Below are 14,975 nucleotides of genomic sequence, written 5' to 3'. Positions count from 1 at the left end.
AAGGCTCAGCTCGAATGGCTCTGCTCGACCAGATGGTATTTGTACCGGTCGCGAATATGCTCGTTGAAGAACCGGCCCTTTGACGAGGCTTTGCGGAATGCCGCGTGGACCTGCGGCGGCACGTCCTCGTAATCATAGCGGCTTCCGCTCGGGGCGAACCATACGGAGAGGATCCTCGTCGCCGGTTGGTAATCGATGCTTCTGATCGCAGTTGAAGGCATCCTCGACAGGTCCAATGCTCGGCAGTGCTCCATTCCATATCGTCATGTGAATAACCCTGCACGGAGAGCGAGGTTCCTTGCTACCGAAGCAGCCTTGCCGCTACGGGCCGGCTTCACCAAATACGGTTGATGCCATCGCCCAAGACATCGGCTGCAGCCCGCCAGGGCGATCTCTTTGCCGCCGCCGACGACCTGCCGGAAGGATTCCGCTACCGGCCCGAACTGATCACGCCGGACGAAGAAGCAGCGTTGGCGAGCCAGCTCGCAAGCCTGCCTTTTCAGGCCTTCGACTTTCACGGCCATCTGGCAAACCGGCGGGTGGTCGGTTTTGGGCTGCGTTATGATTACGACCGGCGCGAAGTCGTCGAGGCACCGCCGATACCCGGCTTTCTGCTGCCGCTCAGGGAAAAGGTTGCAGCCTTCGCCCGCCTGCCCGCCGAGACCTTCGTGCAGGTGCTGATCAACGAGTACCGGCCGGGCGCCGGTATCGGCTGGCACCGCGACAAGCCTCATTTCGAGGCCGTCGCCGGTGTTTCCCTGCTGGCCGCCTGCAGCTTTCGCCTGCGGCGGAAAAACGGCACGCGATGGGACCGCAAGACGGTCACCGTCGAGCCAAGATCGGCCTATCTGATGACGGGCGCCGCGCGCAGCGAATGGGAGCACAGCATTCCGCCGGTTGCGGAGCACCGCTATTCGATCACGTTGCGCACGCTGCGGCCGCAACGCGCTTAAAGCAGAGCGGTGAGGAAGCCCGAGCACTGCCCTAAGAACTGGGCTGAAACAAATTCATCCGTCGCCATGCCGGCCGGCAAAGTCCGCCAACATGGCGCGCTGGCCTTTCAGTATCTTGAGGTTGGCTTCAGGCAGGGAGAACCAGCCCGCTTTGTCGACTTCGGCAAATTCCTTCATCGAGCCGGACCTTGGCGGCCATTCCATGACGAAGGTGTTGCTGCTGATGGCGTCGCTGTCGAAATCCGTCTCGACGCACCATGCGATGACGAGCTTGCCGCCCGGCTGCCTGTAGCTGCCAAGGCTTTCGAAATCCCCGTCGATGGCAAGGCCGAGTTCCTCTTCGGCCTCGCGTTTTGCTGCCGCCAGCTCGTCCTCGTTCTCGTCGACCAAGCCCTTCGGGATCGACCATGCGCCGTCGTCCTTCTTCGCCCAGAATGGGCCGCCCGGATGCACCAGCAAGACCTGGAGATGTCCTTCGCTTCGGCGATAAATCAGCAACCCTGCGCTGCGTTGGGCCATTCCGCTATTCCCCTGACGAAAATGCAACGAACGTCCGGGCCGGCATGTGGAGCAGCCGGAACGATTTCCGCGCGCAGCCGTTCCGTCCGTTCGACAAATGAGTGATCGACATGGCGACGCCGCGAGCTGCCTGGAAGGGCTTTATGAAAGTCGGATCGGTTTCCTGTGGCGTCAAGATCATCGGTGCCGTCAGCGAGGCCGAGAAAGTGCATTTCAGGATCCTGAACCGCAAGGACGGTCTCCCGGTCAAGAGCGCCTATCTAGACGAGGAGACCGGCGACACGGTCGAGGCGGCGGAGCAGGTAAAAGGCTATGAGGTCGAAAAGGGTGAGTTCATCCATATAGAGCCGGACGAAATCAAGAAACTGAAGATGGTATCGCAGCATACGCTCGAGATCGGCGAGTTCGTGCCTGCCGCCGAAATCGATGCACGCTACCTCGAAAAACCCTACTATCTCGTTCCGGCCGACGCGCCCTCCACGGAGGCTTTCGCGGTGATCCGGGACGCCATGGCCAGGAAAAAGGTAGCAGCCCGCTCCTGCGTCGTGCTGTACCAGCGAGGCCGAGAGGTGCTGATCCAGCCACTGGGCAAGGGCATGCTGATGACGGAATTACGCAACCACAATGAAGTGGTCGCGGCGGACGCGGTGTTCGAAGGGCTGAAGGCTCGCAAGGTCGATCCCGAGATGCTGGAAATCGCGCAATTGCTGATCGACAAGAAGCCCGCCAAATTCGACCCGTCGAAGTTCGACGATACTTATGAAAAGGCGCTGGTTGCAATGATCGAGGCCAAGCGCAAGGGCAAGAAACCGCCCAAGCCGGCACCTGAGCCCAAGACGAACGTCATCAATCTCGCCGATGTTCTGCGCAAAAGCCTGGCGCAGGAAGGCGGCAAGGCTCCCAGCAAAAAGCCGAGAACGGCCCCGAAACGCAAATCAGCCTGAATGTCCGAAAGCGGATCGAACGGAACCGAAAACGCTCGCGCGCATTTAGATGACGTAGCAATCCGTCGGCAAGCCAAGCGGAGCGGGGGACTGGTGGACGTCGTTGAACTAAGGACTGGCGGGATCCCGCAAGTTTCCTCCGCCGATCTGATGCAGGCGTTGCCTGTGGCCGTCTACACCACCGACAAACAAGGCTACATCACCTTCTTCAACGAAGCCGCTGCCGATCTCTGGGGATATCGTCCGGTTATCGGCCAGGATCGCTGGTGCGGGTCATGGAAGCTTCGCCACCTCGACGGGCGACCGATGACGCATGACGAGTGTCCAATGGCCGTTGCCTTGCTCGAGGAGCGGGACGTTCGTGGGGGCCGAGCCATCGCCGAGCGGCCGGACGGCCAACTCATCCCGTTCAGTGCGCATCCGGTCCTGCTTCGCAATGAAGCCGGCGAGGTTGTCGGTGCCATCAACACCCTGCTCGACCTGCGCATGCAGACGCTGGCCGACGACGCCGGCATAAGGCTCGCCGCCATCGTCGAATCCTCGATGGACGCCATCGTGTCCAAAGACCTGAACGGCATTATCACCAGCTGGAACGACGCGGCACAACGCCTGTTCGGCTATACGCCCGCCGAGGCGATCGGGCGCCCGGTGACGATCCTCATCCCGCCCGACCACCTGGATGAGGAAGCCATGATCATCAGCCGCATTCGCGCCGGCGAACGGATTCCTTCATACGAGACTATCCGGCAGCGCAAGGACGGCGCCCTGGTTCCGGTTTCGCTCACCATCTCGCCGATACGCGACGGCATCGGACGTATCATCGGCGCCTCCAAGATCGCGCGCGACATCAGCCCCCACAAGGAAAGCGAACGGCGCATCCGCACACTCATGCGCGAAGTCAACCATCGCGTTAAAAACCAGTATTCGGTGATCGTCTCGATGATCCGCGAGACCAGCAAGCTGGCGGGTACGCCAGAGGCCTTCCTTTCACGGGTCCGGGAACGCATCATGGCCCTTTCGGAATCGCACGACCTCCTGGTCGATGCGGAATGGCGTGGCGCGACCATCGGCGAATTGATCCATGCACAGACCAAGGCCTTCGCGACACAGGCCCGTCTGTCGATGAGCGGGCCGACGATCATGCTGCAGCCGAACGCGGTGCAATATCTCGGCATCGCCTTTCACGAGCTGGCCACCAATTCGGTAAAGCACGGAGCGCTGTCGCACCATGACGGACGGGTCGAGGTCGAATGGACCGTGACCCCAGCCGCCGATGGCAGCGACGGCTTCCGCCTTGTCTGGCGGGAACTGGACGGACCATTGGTGGATGAAAACACGCGACGCGGTTTCGGATCGGTTGTGCTCAAACGCGTCACGCCGCAGGCGCTCAGCGGCACCGGCCGCCTGGAATTCGCCAGGCACGGCATCACCTGGACGCTGGAAGCGCCGCTGCGCTTCGTTCAGATGTCGATGGCTGGCATCGCGGCTGATTGAAGGCCGCTACACCGGCCGCGGCTTGGCGGCCGTGTGGCAACGCAATCCCTTTGGTAGCAATCAGGAGGAGCAGCGATGAGTTGGCTGGGCACCTGGCGGAATCAGTACGGGTCGGTCGTCGAACTGACCACCGAAGAGGGCGGACGGATCAGCGGAACCTTCAGGACGGCGCTGGAGGACAGCGCCTTCTTCGGCATGACCGTGCCGCTGTTCGGAGCCTGCCATGGAGACGTCATCGGCTTCACCTGCGCGGCCGAAGGGCGGGTCGGAGCCGCGGCGGTGAGCTATACCGGCATCCTCAGGAACGGGAAGCTGGAGATGCTGTGGCACACCGTTGCGGATGCTGCTTTGTCGGCGGAAAAGGAAGGTGCCCCGGCCCAAGCCAGGAAACTCCCCGCCTGGCGCGCGTTTGGAACCAGCCTCGACAGTTTTGAACGCGTCTCCTGACTATCGCGCCCGCCACCGCGGCATTCAGCGCGCAAGTGAGGCAGCAGGGTCCGGCGGCGCGTAGGAACTCGCACTGACGATGGCACGTTGGTGCGCCAGGACATGCGCTGTTACGGGGTCGACCCAATGAGCGTGCTTTATCGCGCAGCGAAAATCGCCGAACAGGCTCATGCCGGGCAGACGGACAAGACGGGGCGGCCTTATATCGAACATTGCCGCCGGGTCGTCGATGCCGTCGAAACGCTCGACCAGAAAGCCATCGCCTATCTTCACGACGTCATCGAAAAAGGTGACGGCTGGAACCGCGACCGGCTTGAGGCGGCCGGGTTCGGGCCGTCCATCGTGTCTGCCGTCGACGCCATGACGCGGCTGCCAAACGAGGATGATGCCGCTTTCGTTCGCAGGGCCGCGGCCAATCCGTTGGCGTTGCCAGTCAAGCGCGCCGATCTCGCCGACAATCTATGGCAGGCACGGCAGATCGGTGCCTCGACAGCGAAATACGAAGACGGCCTGCGCATTCTCAGGGAAGAGTTCGCGAGCTGACGGACAGCTGGCGGCTGTCGCCGATGTGGGTCTACTCGGTGACGTGCGGCGTGTGCCGCTTGTCTTCCGCGGGATCGGCGTCGATCCGCGCCCTGCCGGGATCGAACGCACCATGGCGGGCGATCGCCAATGCCGGGGTGTCGGGCGTCTCGTAGGCCCACATGAAGTCTTCTGCCGACGAACCGACCGCATGAACACGCCAATAGCTTGCCGTGCCCTTCAGCGGGCCGTGGCTCGTCGTGTTCGTCTTCTCCAAGAGGTCGAAATAGATGTCCTCGAAGGGTATGTAGAAAACAGGATCATGGCCGTCTTCATAGAGCAGCTTTGCCCGCTCGCTCGACGCAATAATGGCATCGGAGAACCGGACGGTCACGGTTCCATCAAACGGGACAATCCTGAGCGGGCCTGGGCGGGGGGCGGAATCTGCGGCTAAGGACTGCATTCGACTTCTCCGTTGACTGCGCTGCCTTCCCGAAACGTGTTGTTGCCCGTCAGGGTTCCAGACCGCGGGCGCGCCGAGGCCGGGTGGTGGAACGGTTTTGCAAGGTCGTCGTTGTTTCAGACCTCCGCACGCGCCATAATCGCAATGGCCGCCACTCACCGACTCAACAGCAAATGGATAACATGCTGGATCGATCGCCTACCCTTCCAAGGTCGCTTGGCGCTGCGCTGCGAAGGGAAGTGCCGCGGTTTGCGGCACCCGGCAATGAAATTTCATGCACTACGGTCGCATCCTACAATGTGCATAAATGCGTCGGCACCGACGGCAGGTTCGATCCGGAGCGGGTCGCGGCCGTGGTCAAGGAACTCGACGCCGATATCATTGCTTTGCAGGAGGCCGACGAAAGAACCGGAAGCAGGCAGGGATTGCTGGATCTCGCAGCACTCGAGCGCGACAGCGACCTCGTCCCCACACATATCCCGGAAAACCGCCGAAGCCATGGCTGGCATGGAAATCTGATCCTGGCACGCCGCGGCGTGGTCGAAAGCGTGAACCAGATCCGGCTGCCCGGCCTGGAGCCGCGCGGCGCGGTGATCGCGGACCTGGAGCTGAAGGGCGTCTCGCTCAGGATCATAGCCGCACATTTCGGCTTGCTGCGGCGGTCGCGCTCGCAGCAGGCCAACGCGCTGGTCGAAGCCACGCACCCGGTTCTGCGGCCAACAATCCTGCTTGGCGACCTCAACGAATGGCGCGTCCGCAACAGGTCTTCGCTGCTGGCCCTGCTGCCGCATTTCGGTCCGATCGATGCGGTTCTGCCGAGCTTTCCGTCGCGCTTTCCGCTGTTTGCGCTCGACCGCATCCTGGCCAGGCCGCCGCACCTGATTTCCAGCATCGAGGTGCACAAGACGCCGCTGGCGCAGCGGGCTTCCGATCATCTGCCGATCAAGGCCCGGCTGAACCTGGACGCGATACGGCAGCCGCGACTGCAACCAGAATGAACCTGAAGGGTTGTTAGTCAGATTTCAGACGGTTTGCTTCGCTGATGTTTGTCGGTGCACTTTATGGATACAGCCATTTCGCGGTTTGCCCGGGACAAGATCGCTGCCGGCAATAGCGGGCTGGTGCTGATCGCCGACAATTATGACGCGTTTGCCGCACGAATCCTTGCCGCGCGCAGTGCCACCAGCAGCCTCGACCTGATGTACTATCTCTGGCACGACGACCATAGCGGCCGGCTGCTGATGCAGGAGGTCGTCAAGGCGGCGGAGCGCGGTGTCCGCGTCCGCATGCTGCTGGACGATATAAATCCGCGCAACAGCGACGCCGCTTACCTGGCGCTCAACAGCTACAAGAACATCGAGCTGAGGCTGTTCAACCCCAGCGGCATGAGGAACGGCAGCATCTTTCGCTCGCTGGAGATGGTCGCCCGGCTGTTTGCGATGACCCGCCGCATGCACAACAAGGCCTGGATCGCCGACGGGAGCCTGGCCATCGTCGGAGGAAGAAATATCGGCGATGCCTATTTCGACGCCGCGGAGACAAATTTCCGTGATCTCGACCTGTTGCTTCTCGGTCCTGCCGTAGGGCAGACGATGCAGATCTTCGAGGCGTTCTGGAATTGCGAGGCGGCAAAGCCGATCCAGCTGCTCAACCCGGCTGCGGTGGGCTCGCGCGCCGATTTCCTCGACAATCTCGATACGACCGCGGACGGCCAGCTTTTGAACAGCCTCAGTGCCTGGCGCACGATCACGGAGTTCATTGCAGCGCACAGCGAGGTCTGCTGGACGAAAGGCGTTCGCGTCATTTCCGATCCGCCGGAAAAGGTGCGCGGCAAGCGGCGCAGGAACTGGCTGACCAAGGAGCTGCTTCCCGCTATCGCGGCGACGAGGCAGCGGCTCGAAATCGTCTCGCCCTATTTCATCCCCGGCGGCACCGGGTTGGCCATCCTGTCGAAGCTGGTGGATCGTGGCGCCGAGGTTGCAATCCTCACCAACTCGCTCGCCGCGACGGACGTCGCCGCAGTGCACGGCGCTTATGCCAAATACCGCCGCAAGCTGCTTAAAAAAGGTATCCAGCTTTTCGAATTGCAACCCTTCAACCGCCAGGCCAACATCTCCGTTTTCGGCTCAAAGGGAGCCAGCCTCCATACCAAGGCCTTCACGGTCGACGATACGCTCGGGTTTGTCGGTTCCTTCAATTTCGATCCGCGTTCGGTGTCGTTGAATGCGGAAATGGGCGTGCTTTTCCACGATGCCAATCTGGTGATGGAGTTGCGCCGGCTGTTCGAGCACGAAAAGTCACCGCAGACGAGCTACCAGCTGGTCCTGGACAAAGGCGCCTTGCGGTGGCTCGGCATCGCGGATGGCGAGATGCGGCAATGTTCGCGTGAACCGGAGGCCAGTCTCTATCGGCGCATCGTTGCAGCGCTGGTTGGCTGCCTGCCGATCGAATCGCAATTATAGAAGCGACGAATTTGTCGGAACGCAACTCTTTGTCGGAACGAAAATGCGGGACCACGAGTTGTAACCGTTGTCCGGAGCATGCCGATGAAGACCACGATATACAGTTTTCTTGCCGAGCTCTTGCCGTTCTGGATGGCGCATAAACGCAAAATGCGCGCCGACCGCGCCGCTGAGCGGCCGACACGACCGGCTGCTGCCGATGACGATGGTCGGCCGACAAACGATCCGAATCGAGCAACACCGGCGCGTCGGCGCAACACGTCTTAGGGCGGGATGCTTTCAAATTAGATCCCGCTCCAACTGTCTGGTTAGACGCAATTCCGCGACGCCAAGTGATTCCATTTGGCTGCAGAAGCTCCAGTTCCTAGCGATCACGCTATCGTCAAGTATCGCTACCCGAAATCCGGCGTTGCCAAGCATCCATTTTGCAGCACGTACGTTAATGTGCACTACAGGGTTGCCGCTATGGGTGAGCGCCATGAGTGACAGTGCGATAGAATTCTTGCAGGACTGGATCCACGAAAACGTTCATGTGCCGCCGCCTCCGATCAAGCTTGAAAGGGAGGCGGAAATCCTCGCCAGGGAATGCAAGGAAGAGGCGGCCGATGCCGGCGTACCCATCGAAGACATCGAGGAAGAGGTTGGCGACCTCAAGGATCTGCTCGTCGCCAAGCTCGAAGACGCAGCCGAGAACGAGGCCAGGCAACTCAACGGCCACGGCCAAAAGATTTCTAAGTCGGCGGCCGAGCAAAAGCCGGCCCTGTAAGGCCGGTCCGAGCGCAGGCAAGGCATCACGAGGTGCGCCGCTTCGGCCTATTGTCCGATCAGCGTCAGCCCGAACAGGATCATCAGCCAAAACCCGGCAGCAGCGACCGCAAGACGCGGCAGGACGCCGTCGCTGGCCAGATGCATGAACAGGATGGCGATGACGGCGGTCTTGGCCGCGGCGATCACCAGATTGAGTGCCGAATTGAAGCCGCCGAGCGCGAGGAAGGACGAGCCGACGGTCAGGGCTAGCAAGGCTAAAAGCCCGATATAAGCAAGCGTGAGTTTGCGGAACTCGCTCATCTGTTGATCAGATAGAGGACGGGGAACAGGAAGACCCAGACGATATCGACGAAATGCCAATAGAGGCCGATTGCCTGCACGCGCCGGAACCGGCTGGCCTCGATCGTGCGTGGCCACAGCGCGAGGATGCCGCCGATGACGATTACGCCGCAAATCAGATGCAAGGCGTGCAGTGACGTCATCGCGAAATAGAGGCCGAAGAAGAATTCGGCATGAACAGGATCCGGGCCCTTATAGATGAAAGGTGCGCCGAGCACCGGCGCCAGCCCTTCGCTGAATTCCCTGGCGTACTCCGTCGCCTTGATCGCCAGGAAGACGACGCCGAGCAGCGCCGTCGCAGCCAATGCCCAGCCAGCGGCGCGCCATCGCCGCGCGGCCGTGTACATATGGGCGAGCGCCATAGCGAAACTGCTGGTGATCAGGACGACGGTGTTGGCCGTGCCCAACGGCAGCGACAGATGCTTCGCAGCGCCGGCGAAGGCGTCGCCATAACTCAACCGGGCAAACATGAAGACGAGCAGGATGGCGCCGAACAGCATCACCTCGGAGCCGATTAACACCCACATGGCAAAGCTGTCGGCTGCCGTTTCGCGAGCCGGCCGGTCGAAGGCGATACTTGTCGTTGGTGACTTCAAACCAGATCCTCCACCGGGTCCGACCGTTTCTCGGTCAGGCCTTTCATCGGATAGTCGTAGGCTGGTCTGGTGACGGTCGGCATGCGATCGAAATTATGCGCGGGCGGCGGCGAGCTTGTTTGCCATTCCAACCCGGTCGCTCGCCACGGATTGGCCGGCGCCTGCGCGCCTCGAAACAGCGACCATGCCAAGTAGAGGAGCGGCATCAGATAGCCAATCGCCAGCACCACGGCGCCAGCCGACGACAGGATGTGCCAGAAAGCGAATTCCGGCGGATAGGTATGGTAGCGCCGCGGCATGCCCAGAAAGCCGAGCACATATTGCGGAAAAAAGGTCAGGTTGAAGCCGATGAAGGTGACAGCCGCGGCTATACGGCCCCAAACCTCCGAATACATTCGGCCGGTGAGTTTCGGCCACCAGAAATGCAGCCCTGCCATGTAGGCGGTCACCATGCCGCCTACCATGATGTAGTGGAAATGGGCGACGACGAAATAGGTGTCGTGAACGTGGACGTCGATGGCGAGCGCGGCAAGGAAAAGGCCGGCCAGCCCGCCGAAGGTGAACAATGCCAGGAAGAACAGCGCATAAAGCATCGGCGTCTCGAAGCTGATTTCGCCCTTGCGCAGCGTCAGGCTCCAGTTGAAGACCTTTATCGCCGATGGGATCGCGACGCAGAAGGACAGGAACGAAAACACCACGCCGGCATAGGCCGACTGCCCGCTGACGAACATGTGGTGGCCCCAGACGAGAAAGCCGAAGACGGCGATCGCCATCGAAGCCAGGGCGACGGCCTTGTAGCCGAACAGCGGCCGGCGGCTAAAGCAAGGCAGCACTTCCGAGACCACTCCCATGCCTGGCAGGATCATGATGTAGACGGCGGGGTGCGAGTAGAACCAGAACAGATGCTGGAACAGCAGCGGATCGCCGCCGAGGTCGGGATTGAAGATGCCGATGCCGAAGACGCGCTCCAGCACGATGAGGATCAGCGATGCTGCAAGCACCGGCGTCGCCAGCACCATCACCAGGCTGGTGGCGTACAGCGTCCAGACGAAGATCGGCAGCCGGAACCAGGTGAGGCCAGGCGCTCGCAAGGTGTGGACGGTGACGATGAAATTGATACCGGTCATGATCGTCGAAAAGCCGACGATGAAAACGCCGAATGCCGCGGTCGAGACAAATCCGTTGGCATAGAGCGTCGACAGCGGCGTGTAGAAGGTCCAGCCGGTGTCGACGCCGCCCAAAACCACCGAGGCGAGCGCGAACAGGCTGCCGAACATGAAGACGTACCAGCTTGCCAGGTTGAGCCGGGGAAAGGCGAGGTCGCGCGCGCCGATCATCAGCGGCAGCAGGAAATTGCCGAGCGTTGCCGGGATCGACGGCACCAGGAAGAACCACACCATGATGATGCCGTGCAGCGAAAACAGCCGGTTGTAGACATCGTCGGAGACCAGGTCGCCGGCCGGCGTCGCAAGCTCGATGCGCATCAGCACGGCAAAGGTTCCGCCGAGGAAGAAGAAGGCCGTCAGCGAGACGAAATAGAGCCACGCCACCCGTTTGTGGTCTGTTGTCAGCAGCCAGGAGCGCGGCCCGGCACCTTCTGCGAGATAGCTTGCCGACGCCAAATCGCTGCTCATTGCGGCGCCTCGTTTTTTGCCGCCGGGAACGAGGGAGATTGGAGCGATAGGGATTTGAGATAGGCCATCAGCATCTGCAGTTCGGCTTCGTCAACGAGACCGTCGAAGCTCGGCATCACCGGCTGGTAGCCGGCGGCGATTTCCTTGTTCGGGACAAGGATCGAATCGCGCAGATAGCGTTCGTCGGCGATGACCGTCTGCCGGTTGGCCAACGCCACCGGCTGGCCGAAAACCCCATCGAGGCCGGGCGCCCGCACCTTGCTGAAATTGCCGTGACAGCCGGAGCAGCCGAGCGCGCGGAACAGTTTCCCGCCGCTCGTGGCAAGGCTTTCGCCTTCACCTTGACTGCCGAGCCATGATGCATATTGCTCCGGCGCCAGCACGGTCACCCAGCCGCCCATCTCGGAATGCTGCGTGCCGCAATATTCGGCGCAGAACAGGTGATAACGCCCCGGCTGCGTGGCGATGAACCAGACATTGGCCGTGCGTCCGGGAACGGCATCCTGCTTGACCCGAAAGGCTGGCACGTAGAAGGAGTGGATGACGTCCTGTGATGCCAGCGACACCACCACCGCCTTGCCGACCGGCACGTGCAACTCGTTGATCTCGCGCTGGCCGCCGGGATGGCGGAATTCCCACATCCATTGCTTGCCGAGGCCGGCGATCTCGACGGCGTCCGGTGGCGGACGGTCGCGCCGGACAAAAAGGACTGCGCCCCAGCCGAAGAAGATGAAGGCCATCACCAGGCTGGCAATGGTCCACGCCATCTCCAGCGGCAGGCTGCGGGCACGCGCCCCGGTACGGTCGGCTGCGGAGCCGATACGATATTTGACGGCGTAGCCGACAACGAGAACGGTCAGGAACAGGCCGAGCGCGACTGCGAAAGCCAGCAATGTGTAGAACAAGGCATCGACGCTGCCCGCGATGGACGAGGCTTCCTGCGGGAAAAACCGGATGCCGAAGCTCACGCCCGCCTCCCGCGCGCCAGCAATATGGCCGTCGCCAACCCCACCACCATCACGATGCTGGCGAGCTTCAACGCAGCCCAGATCGCCGGCGTATATCGCCCCTTGGACGCATCGAAGCCGGCGCAGAGCAGGAAGACATGATCGGCGATCGAGCCGAGCCTGCCGGAAGATGCCTCGACAAGGGCAAGCTCAAGATCGCGCGGCGTGAAGCTCAGCGCCGGCAGCACCTGCGCTATCCGGCCTTTTGGCGTCAGCGCGATGACCGCGATCGGATGGGCGAATTGGTCGATCCTGGCGCGGGTGTCGAAACTGATGCCGGCTTCCGCGGCAAGGGCGCCGCCGGCGCCGTCGGCACTGGTCAGGAACCGCCACGCCGACAGGTTCCTCGCGTCGGCCGCCGCGGCGACCGTGGCTTGCGCATCGCCCGCATCTTCGGGCGTGTCGGCGGCATCGATCGAGACGAACAAAGCGCGATAGGTGTCGGGGTCGAGCGAGGTCTTTTTCAAATCCGAGGCGACCGCCTGTTGGGTCACACCACAAAGGTTCGGGCATTTGTCGTAGCCGAAAATCAGTAGCGCCGGCCGGCCGGCAAGCATTTGGCCGATCGTGCGCTGCTCGCCGGACGCATCGCGAAACACCCGGTCGAGGCTGAGCTGCGCGCCGATCTCGGGATCGAAGGCCGGGCGTGCGAAGGCCATGGCCGGCAGTGCCGCGAGAAGGGAAAAAGCGGCTAGCCAGGCCTTCACGGCCGGCCTCCCTGGCCTGGCGCGGTCCGGCAGCGAGCGGCCTGTGGCGCGCGTGGTATCTCGGCCTCGACCAATCGGCAGTCGGCGCCGGCGGCCGGCGCCGGCTGCCCCCAGTTCGGCAAACCATGGCTGACGATCGCCCACATGGCGTCCTCGATCGGAATGCGGGCAATGCCGGCGGTGCGGTCGACCCAGCCGACCTTGTTCAGCTCCTGCTCCTCCGCCTTGCGGAAGGCAGCGAGGTCGTCTTCTGGAAAGCGCTGCAAGGCTGGACTGGCCCGGTTGCCGACCGATGATGGCCCCGGCAGCGGCCCGAACGGCCTGGTGTCGAAGACGAGCCCGAGGACGATGACTGTTGCGGCCAGGAGCAGCAGCAGGCCGGCCGCGAAGGCAAGCAGCGCGCCCGGCCAGACGTCGCGCGTTTCGGGATGGCGGGCTGCCCTAGCCATGGACCGGCCTCCGGCACCAGAGGGCGATCCGGTCCGGCCGGCCAAGCACGAAAAGCAGCAGCGCAAGCCAGAGGCCGCCAGCTCCTGCCAGCGCGGCAAGATCGTACCAGAATGCGATCCCATTGCCGTCCGCCAACGGCGGTCTGATCCGCCAAAGGACATCGACGTAGTGGCCAGCCAGCACGATGCCGCAGATCGACAGCAGGCCGGCATGGCTGCGCTTCAGATCCCGGCTGAGCAGCCCGGCAAAGGGGACCGCGAATTGCAGCGCAATCAGCAGCCAGAGCAGATACTGCCAGCCATTGCTGCTGCGGATGAGGTACCAACGGATCTCGTTTGGCAGGTCGCCGCCCCAGGTCACCAGCCATTGCATGAACGACAGGTAGGTCCACAGCAGCACGAAGCCGAACAGCATGTTGGCCAAATCCTCGCTGAGCGCGACATCCTCCTCGCCGCCCGCCATGACCTCGATCGAGCGGTTAACACACAGTACCGTCATCGCCAGGGCGTAAGCGCCGACGACTTCGGCCGACGCTTCCAGCAACGCATAGATGGTCGAGGAGAACTCCGGCTCCAGCGAGAGCATCCAGTCGATGGCAAAAATCGTCACAGCCAGCCCATGCGCAATCAATCCAGCGGCATAGGCCTTGCCGCGGCCGGCGCTGCCACGACCGCTATCGGTCGTTGTCCAGTCAAGCACGCGCCACGCCAGCACCAGCCAGATCGCGGCGCAGGCGGCAAAGCGCAGCAAAAAGAACGGAACGTTCAGATAAGAGAATTTCTGGCGCACCGTCTCGGGCAATGCAGCCGCGTCGGCACTCGCCCAGGTAAAGACCAGGTCGAGCCTGAGCAGAACCGGCAGCAGCAGAAGCAGCGCCAGCGGCAGCGTCGCGACGAGAGCGCGCAGCGGCTGGCGGATTGCCTCGCCCCAGCGGCCGCCGGTCAGCCCATGCACCATCAGGATGGTCAGCGCGCCGAGCGGCAGGCCGAGCAGGAAGAGCGCCGCAGGCAGCCAGCCGGCCAACATGGCTCTGAAGTCGAAGGCCAATCCCGTGGCGCAAAGCACAAGTCCGACGGCGACCACGGCAAGCGCCGGCAAAATCAAACGTTCGGTGGCAAGCCGCATCATCGCCCGCATCATCGATCCGGCTCCGCATTGAGCTCGGCACGGAGGCTTTCCGGCAGCTCGGCAATTGGTGCATCGCGCGAATATTGCAGGGCGCGGATATAGGCGACGATCGCCCAGCGGTCGGCAGGCGGGACACGCGCCGCGTAGGAATACATGGCGCCATAGCCGTTGCTGATGACGTCGTAGAAATGCCTGTCGCTCGCCTTGCGCAACGCGTGCTGGTGATAGGTCGGCGGCGCCGGAAAGCCCCGCTCGACGATCATGCCGTGGCCGTCGCCGGCGCGGCCGTGGCAAGGCGAACAGAAGATGTCGAAGCGTTGCTGGCCTCGCCGCAGCAGCATCATCGTGACCGGATAGGGAAAAGTGTCGGGTACCGGCGAAAGATCGGCATCGCGTGCGACCGTGTCCTCGACCGGCGCCCGCGCCGACATGCCGTCGGCGAACTGGTTGCTGCTTTCGAGCGGATCGTAGCGCGGCTGGTCCTCCATGTCCTGCCGGCAGCCGGCGACCAGCAAGGCTGCCGACAGCAGGATCGTGCGCAT

The 14,975-nt window shown here is 62.6% G+C and carries 19 protein-coding genes; 8 read left to right on the top strand and 11 right to left on the bottom strand.

Going from position 1 to position 14,975, the window contains the following annotated elements; all coding sequences use genetic code 11:
• Nucleotides 1-5: 5 nt before the first annotated feature.
• On the bottom strand, nucleotides 6-221 hold the full coding sequence (locus tag NKI67_RS30535) for a KTSC domain-containing protein (RefSeq protein WP_023677068.1): 216 nt from the start codon (nucleotides 219-221) through the stop codon (nucleotides 6-8).
• Nucleotides 222-350: 129 nt separating this feature from the next.
• Here NKI67_RS30535 and NKI67_RS30530 point away from each other — a divergent pair, with 129 nt between their 5' ends.
• Nucleotides 351-953 carry an alpha-ketoglutarate-dependent dioxygenase AlkB gene (locus tag NKI67_RS30530; protein WP_023677069.1) on the top strand — a complete coding sequence of 201 codons (603 nt, stop codon included), beginning with the start codon at nucleotides 351-353 and terminating at the stop codon, nucleotides 951-953.
• A 54-nt stretch (nucleotides 954-1,007) separates the two neighbouring features.
• Here NKI67_RS30530 and NKI67_RS30525 read toward each other — a convergent pair whose 3' ends face one another.
• Complete coding sequence (locus tag NKI67_RS30525; RefSeq protein ID WP_023677070.1) at nucleotides 1,008-1,472, bottom strand: NUDIX hydrolase; 465 nt, start codon at nucleotides 1,470-1,472, stop codon at nucleotides 1,008-1,010.
• A gap of 110 nt (nucleotides 1,473-1,582) precedes the next feature.
• On the opposite strand from NKI67_RS30525, the gene ku reads away from it, so the two are divergent.
• The 4 genes from ku (at nucleotide 1,583) to NKI67_RS30505 (ending at nucleotide 4,900) form a co-directional block, all read left to right on the top strand.
• On the top strand, nucleotides 1,583-2,416 hold the full coding sequence (gene ku, locus NKI67_RS30520) for a non-homologous end joining protein Ku (RefSeq protein ID WP_023677071.1): 834 nt from the start codon (nucleotides 1,583-1,585) through the stop codon (nucleotides 2,414-2,416).
• 93 nt (nucleotides 2,417-2,509) lie between these two features.
• Nucleotides 2,510-3,910, top strand: a complete 1,401-nt coding sequence (locus NKI67_RS30515) for a PAS domain-containing HWE histidine kinase family protein (protein ID WP_245274711.1) — start codon at nucleotides 2,510-2,512, stop codon at nucleotides 3,908-3,910.
• A 75-nt stretch (nucleotides 3,911-3,985) separates the two neighbouring features.
• Nucleotides 3,986-4,357, top strand: a complete 372-nt coding sequence (locus NKI67_RS30510) for an avidin/streptavidin family protein (protein WP_023677073.1) — start codon at nucleotides 3,986-3,988, stop codon at nucleotides 4,355-4,357.
• Between the two features lie 126 nt (nucleotides 4,358-4,483).
• Nucleotides 4,484-4,900 (top strand): HD domain-containing protein, encoded by a 417-nt coding sequence (locus NKI67_RS30505; RefSeq protein ID WP_023677074.1) that lies wholly within the window; start codon nucleotides 4,484-4,486, stop codon nucleotides 4,898-4,900.
• 31 nt (nucleotides 4,901-4,931) lie between these two features.
• On the opposite strand, the gene NKI67_RS30500 is transcribed toward NKI67_RS30505, so the two are convergent.
• Nucleotides 4,932-5,342, bottom strand: a complete 411-nt coding sequence (locus NKI67_RS30500; RefSeq protein WP_023677075.1) for a DUF427 domain-containing protein — start codon at nucleotides 5,340-5,342, stop codon at nucleotides 4,932-4,934.
• Nucleotides 5,343-5,524: 182 nt separating this feature from the next.
• On the opposite strand from NKI67_RS30500, the gene NKI67_RS30495 reads away from it, so the two are divergent.
• The 3 genes from NKI67_RS30495 (at nucleotide 5,525) to NKI67_RS30485 (ending at nucleotide 8,570) form a co-directional block, all read left to right on the top strand.
• On the top strand, nucleotides 5,525-6,340 hold the full coding sequence (locus NKI67_RS30495; protein WP_023677076.1) for an endonuclease/exonuclease/phosphatase family protein: 816 nt from the start codon (nucleotides 5,525-5,527) through the stop codon (nucleotides 6,338-6,340).
• Between the two features lie 63 nt (nucleotides 6,341-6,403).
• Complete coding sequence (locus NKI67_RS30490) at nucleotides 6,404-7,804, top strand: phospholipase D family protein (RefSeq protein WP_352648480.1); 1,401 nt, start codon at nucleotides 6,404-6,406, stop codon at nucleotides 7,802-7,804.
• Between the two features lie 478 nt (nucleotides 7,805-8,282).
• Nucleotides 8,283-8,570 carry a DUF768 domain-containing protein gene (locus tag NKI67_RS30485; protein WP_023677080.1) on the top strand — a complete coding sequence of 96 codons (288 nt, stop codon included), beginning with the start codon at nucleotides 8,283-8,285 and terminating at the stop codon, nucleotides 8,568-8,570.
• Between the two features lie 47 nt (nucleotides 8,571-8,617).
• On the opposite strand, the gene NKI67_RS30480 is transcribed toward NKI67_RS30485, so the two are convergent.
• From NKI67_RS30480 to NKI67_RS30445, 8 genes are read right to left on the bottom strand one after another with little or no spacing between them, the layout of a single operon-like run.
• Nucleotides 8,618-8,872 carry a cytochrome C oxidase subunit IV family protein gene (locus NKI67_RS30480; RefSeq protein ID WP_023677081.1) on the bottom strand — a complete coding sequence of 85 codons (255 nt, stop codon included), beginning with the start codon at nucleotides 8,870-8,872 and terminating at the stop codon, nucleotides 8,618-8,620.
• The gene (locus NKI67_RS30475) at nucleotides 8,869-9,507 is read right to left on the bottom strand and encodes a cytochrome c oxidase subunit 3 (RefSeq protein ID WP_023677082.1); all 639 of its coding nucleotides are present in this window, start codon (nucleotides 9,505-9,507) and stop codon (nucleotides 8,869-8,871) included. Before NKI67_RS30475 ends, NKI67_RS30480 begins: the two co-directional genes overlap by 4 nt.
• Complete coding sequence (gene ctaD / locus NKI67_RS30470; protein ID WP_023677083.1) at nucleotides 9,504-11,141, bottom strand: cytochrome c oxidase subunit I; 1,638 nt, start codon at nucleotides 11,139-11,141, stop codon at nucleotides 9,504-9,506. The genes NKI67_RS30475 and ctaD overlap by 4 nt, the downstream gene beginning before the upstream one ends.
• Nucleotides 11,138-12,109, bottom strand: coding sequence for a cytochrome c oxidase subunit II (coxB, locus tag NKI67_RS30465; protein WP_023677084.1), 972 nt, complete (start codon nucleotides 12,107-12,109; stop codon nucleotides 11,138-11,140). The genes ctaD and coxB overlap by 4 nt, the downstream gene beginning before the upstream one ends.
• Nucleotides 12,106-12,855, bottom strand: coding sequence for an SCO family protein (locus tag NKI67_RS30460; RefSeq protein WP_051406138.1), 750 nt, complete (start codon nucleotides 12,853-12,855; stop codon nucleotides 12,106-12,108). Before NKI67_RS30460 ends, coxB begins: the two co-directional genes overlap by 4 nt.
• On the bottom strand, nucleotides 12,852-13,304 hold the full coding sequence (locus NKI67_RS30455) for a hypothetical protein (protein WP_023677086.1): 453 nt from the start codon (nucleotides 13,302-13,304) through the stop codon (nucleotides 12,852-12,854). The genes NKI67_RS30460 and NKI67_RS30455 overlap by 4 nt, the downstream gene beginning before the upstream one ends.
• On the bottom strand, nucleotides 13,297-14,445 hold the full coding sequence (locus tag NKI67_RS30450) for a hypothetical protein (RefSeq protein ID WP_352648476.1): 1,149 nt from the start codon (nucleotides 14,443-14,445) through the stop codon (nucleotides 13,297-13,299). Before NKI67_RS30450 ends, NKI67_RS30455 begins: the two co-directional genes overlap by 8 nt.
• Nucleotides 14,442-14,975, bottom strand: a complete 534-nt coding sequence (locus tag NKI67_RS30445; protein WP_023677088.1) for a c-type cytochrome — start codon at nucleotides 14,973-14,975, stop codon at nucleotides 14,442-14,444. The genes NKI67_RS30450 and NKI67_RS30445 overlap by 4 nt, the downstream gene beginning before the upstream one ends.

The organism is Mesorhizobium sp. M0408 (genome assembly GCF_040321495.1).
GTDB lineage: Bacteria > Pseudomonadota > Alphaproteobacteria > Rhizobiales > Rhizobiaceae > Mesorhizobium.
The sequence above is the reverse complement of the archived record's forward strand: the minus strand, read 5'-3'. Positions and strand labels throughout refer to the sequence as shown.

What these genes read in the sequence shown, in the direction of transcription:
- ctaD (WP_023677083.1), bottom strand. Translation starts at nt 11,141, where the DNA reads ATGAGCAGCGATTTGGCGTCGGCAAGCTATCTCGCAGAAGGTGCCGGG.
- NKI67_RS30445 (WP_023677088.1), bottom strand. Translation starts at nt 14,975, where the DNA reads ATGCGCACGATCCTGCTGTCGGCAGCCTTGCTGGTCGCCGGCTGCCGG.
- ku (WP_023677071.1), top strand. Translation starts at nt 1,583, where the DNA reads ATGGCGACGCCGCGAGCTGCCTGGAAGGGCTTTATGAAAGTCGGATCG.
- NKI67_RS30450 (WP_352648476.1), bottom strand. Translation starts at nt 14,445, where the DNA reads ATGATGCGGGCGATGATGCGGCTTGCCACCGAACGTTTGATTTTGCCG.
- NKI67_RS30485 (WP_023677080.1), top strand. Translation starts at nt 8,283, where the DNA reads ATGAGTGACAGTGCGATAGAATTCTTGCAGGACTGGATCCACGAAAAC.
- NKI67_RS30525 (WP_023677070.1), bottom strand. Translation starts at nt 1,472, where the DNA reads ATGGCCCAACGCAGCGCAGGGTTGCTGATTTATCGCCGAAGCGAAGGA.
- NKI67_RS30480 (WP_023677081.1), bottom strand. Translation starts at nt 8,872, where the DNA reads ATGAGCGAGTTCCGCAAACTCACGCTTGCTTATATCGGGCTTTTAGCC.
- NKI67_RS30490 (WP_352648480.1), top strand. Translation starts at nt 6,404, where the DNA reads ATGGATACAGCCATTTCGCGGTTTGCCCGGGACAAGATCGCTGCCGGC.
- NKI67_RS30495 (WP_023677076.1), top strand. Translation starts at nt 5,525, where the DNA reads ATGCTGGATCGATCGCCTACCCTTCCAAGGTCGCTTGGCGCTGCGCTG.
- NKI67_RS30530 (WP_023677069.1), top strand. Translation starts at nt 351, where the DNA reads ATGCCATCGCCCAAGACATCGGCTGCAGCCCGCCAGGGCGATCTCTTT.
- NKI67_RS30500 (WP_023677075.1), bottom strand. Translation starts at nt 5,342, where the DNA reads ATGCAGTCCTTAGCCGCAGATTCCGCCCCCCGCCCAGGCCCGCTCAGG.
- NKI67_RS30535 (WP_023677068.1), bottom strand. Translation starts at nt 221, where the DNA reads ATGCCTTCAACTGCGATCAGAAGCATCGATTACCAACCGGCGACGAGG.
- NKI67_RS30505 (WP_023677074.1), top strand. Translation starts at nt 4,484, where the DNA reads ATGAGCGTGCTTTATCGCGCAGCGAAAATCGCCGAACAGGCTCATGCC.
- NKI67_RS30455 (WP_023677086.1), bottom strand. Translation starts at nt 13,304, where the DNA reads ATGGCTAGGGCAGCCCGCCATCCCGAAACGCGCGACGTCTGGCCGGGC.
- NKI67_RS30510 (WP_023677073.1), top strand. Translation starts at nt 3,986, where the DNA reads ATGAGTTGGCTGGGCACCTGGCGGAATCAGTACGGGTCGGTCGTCGAA.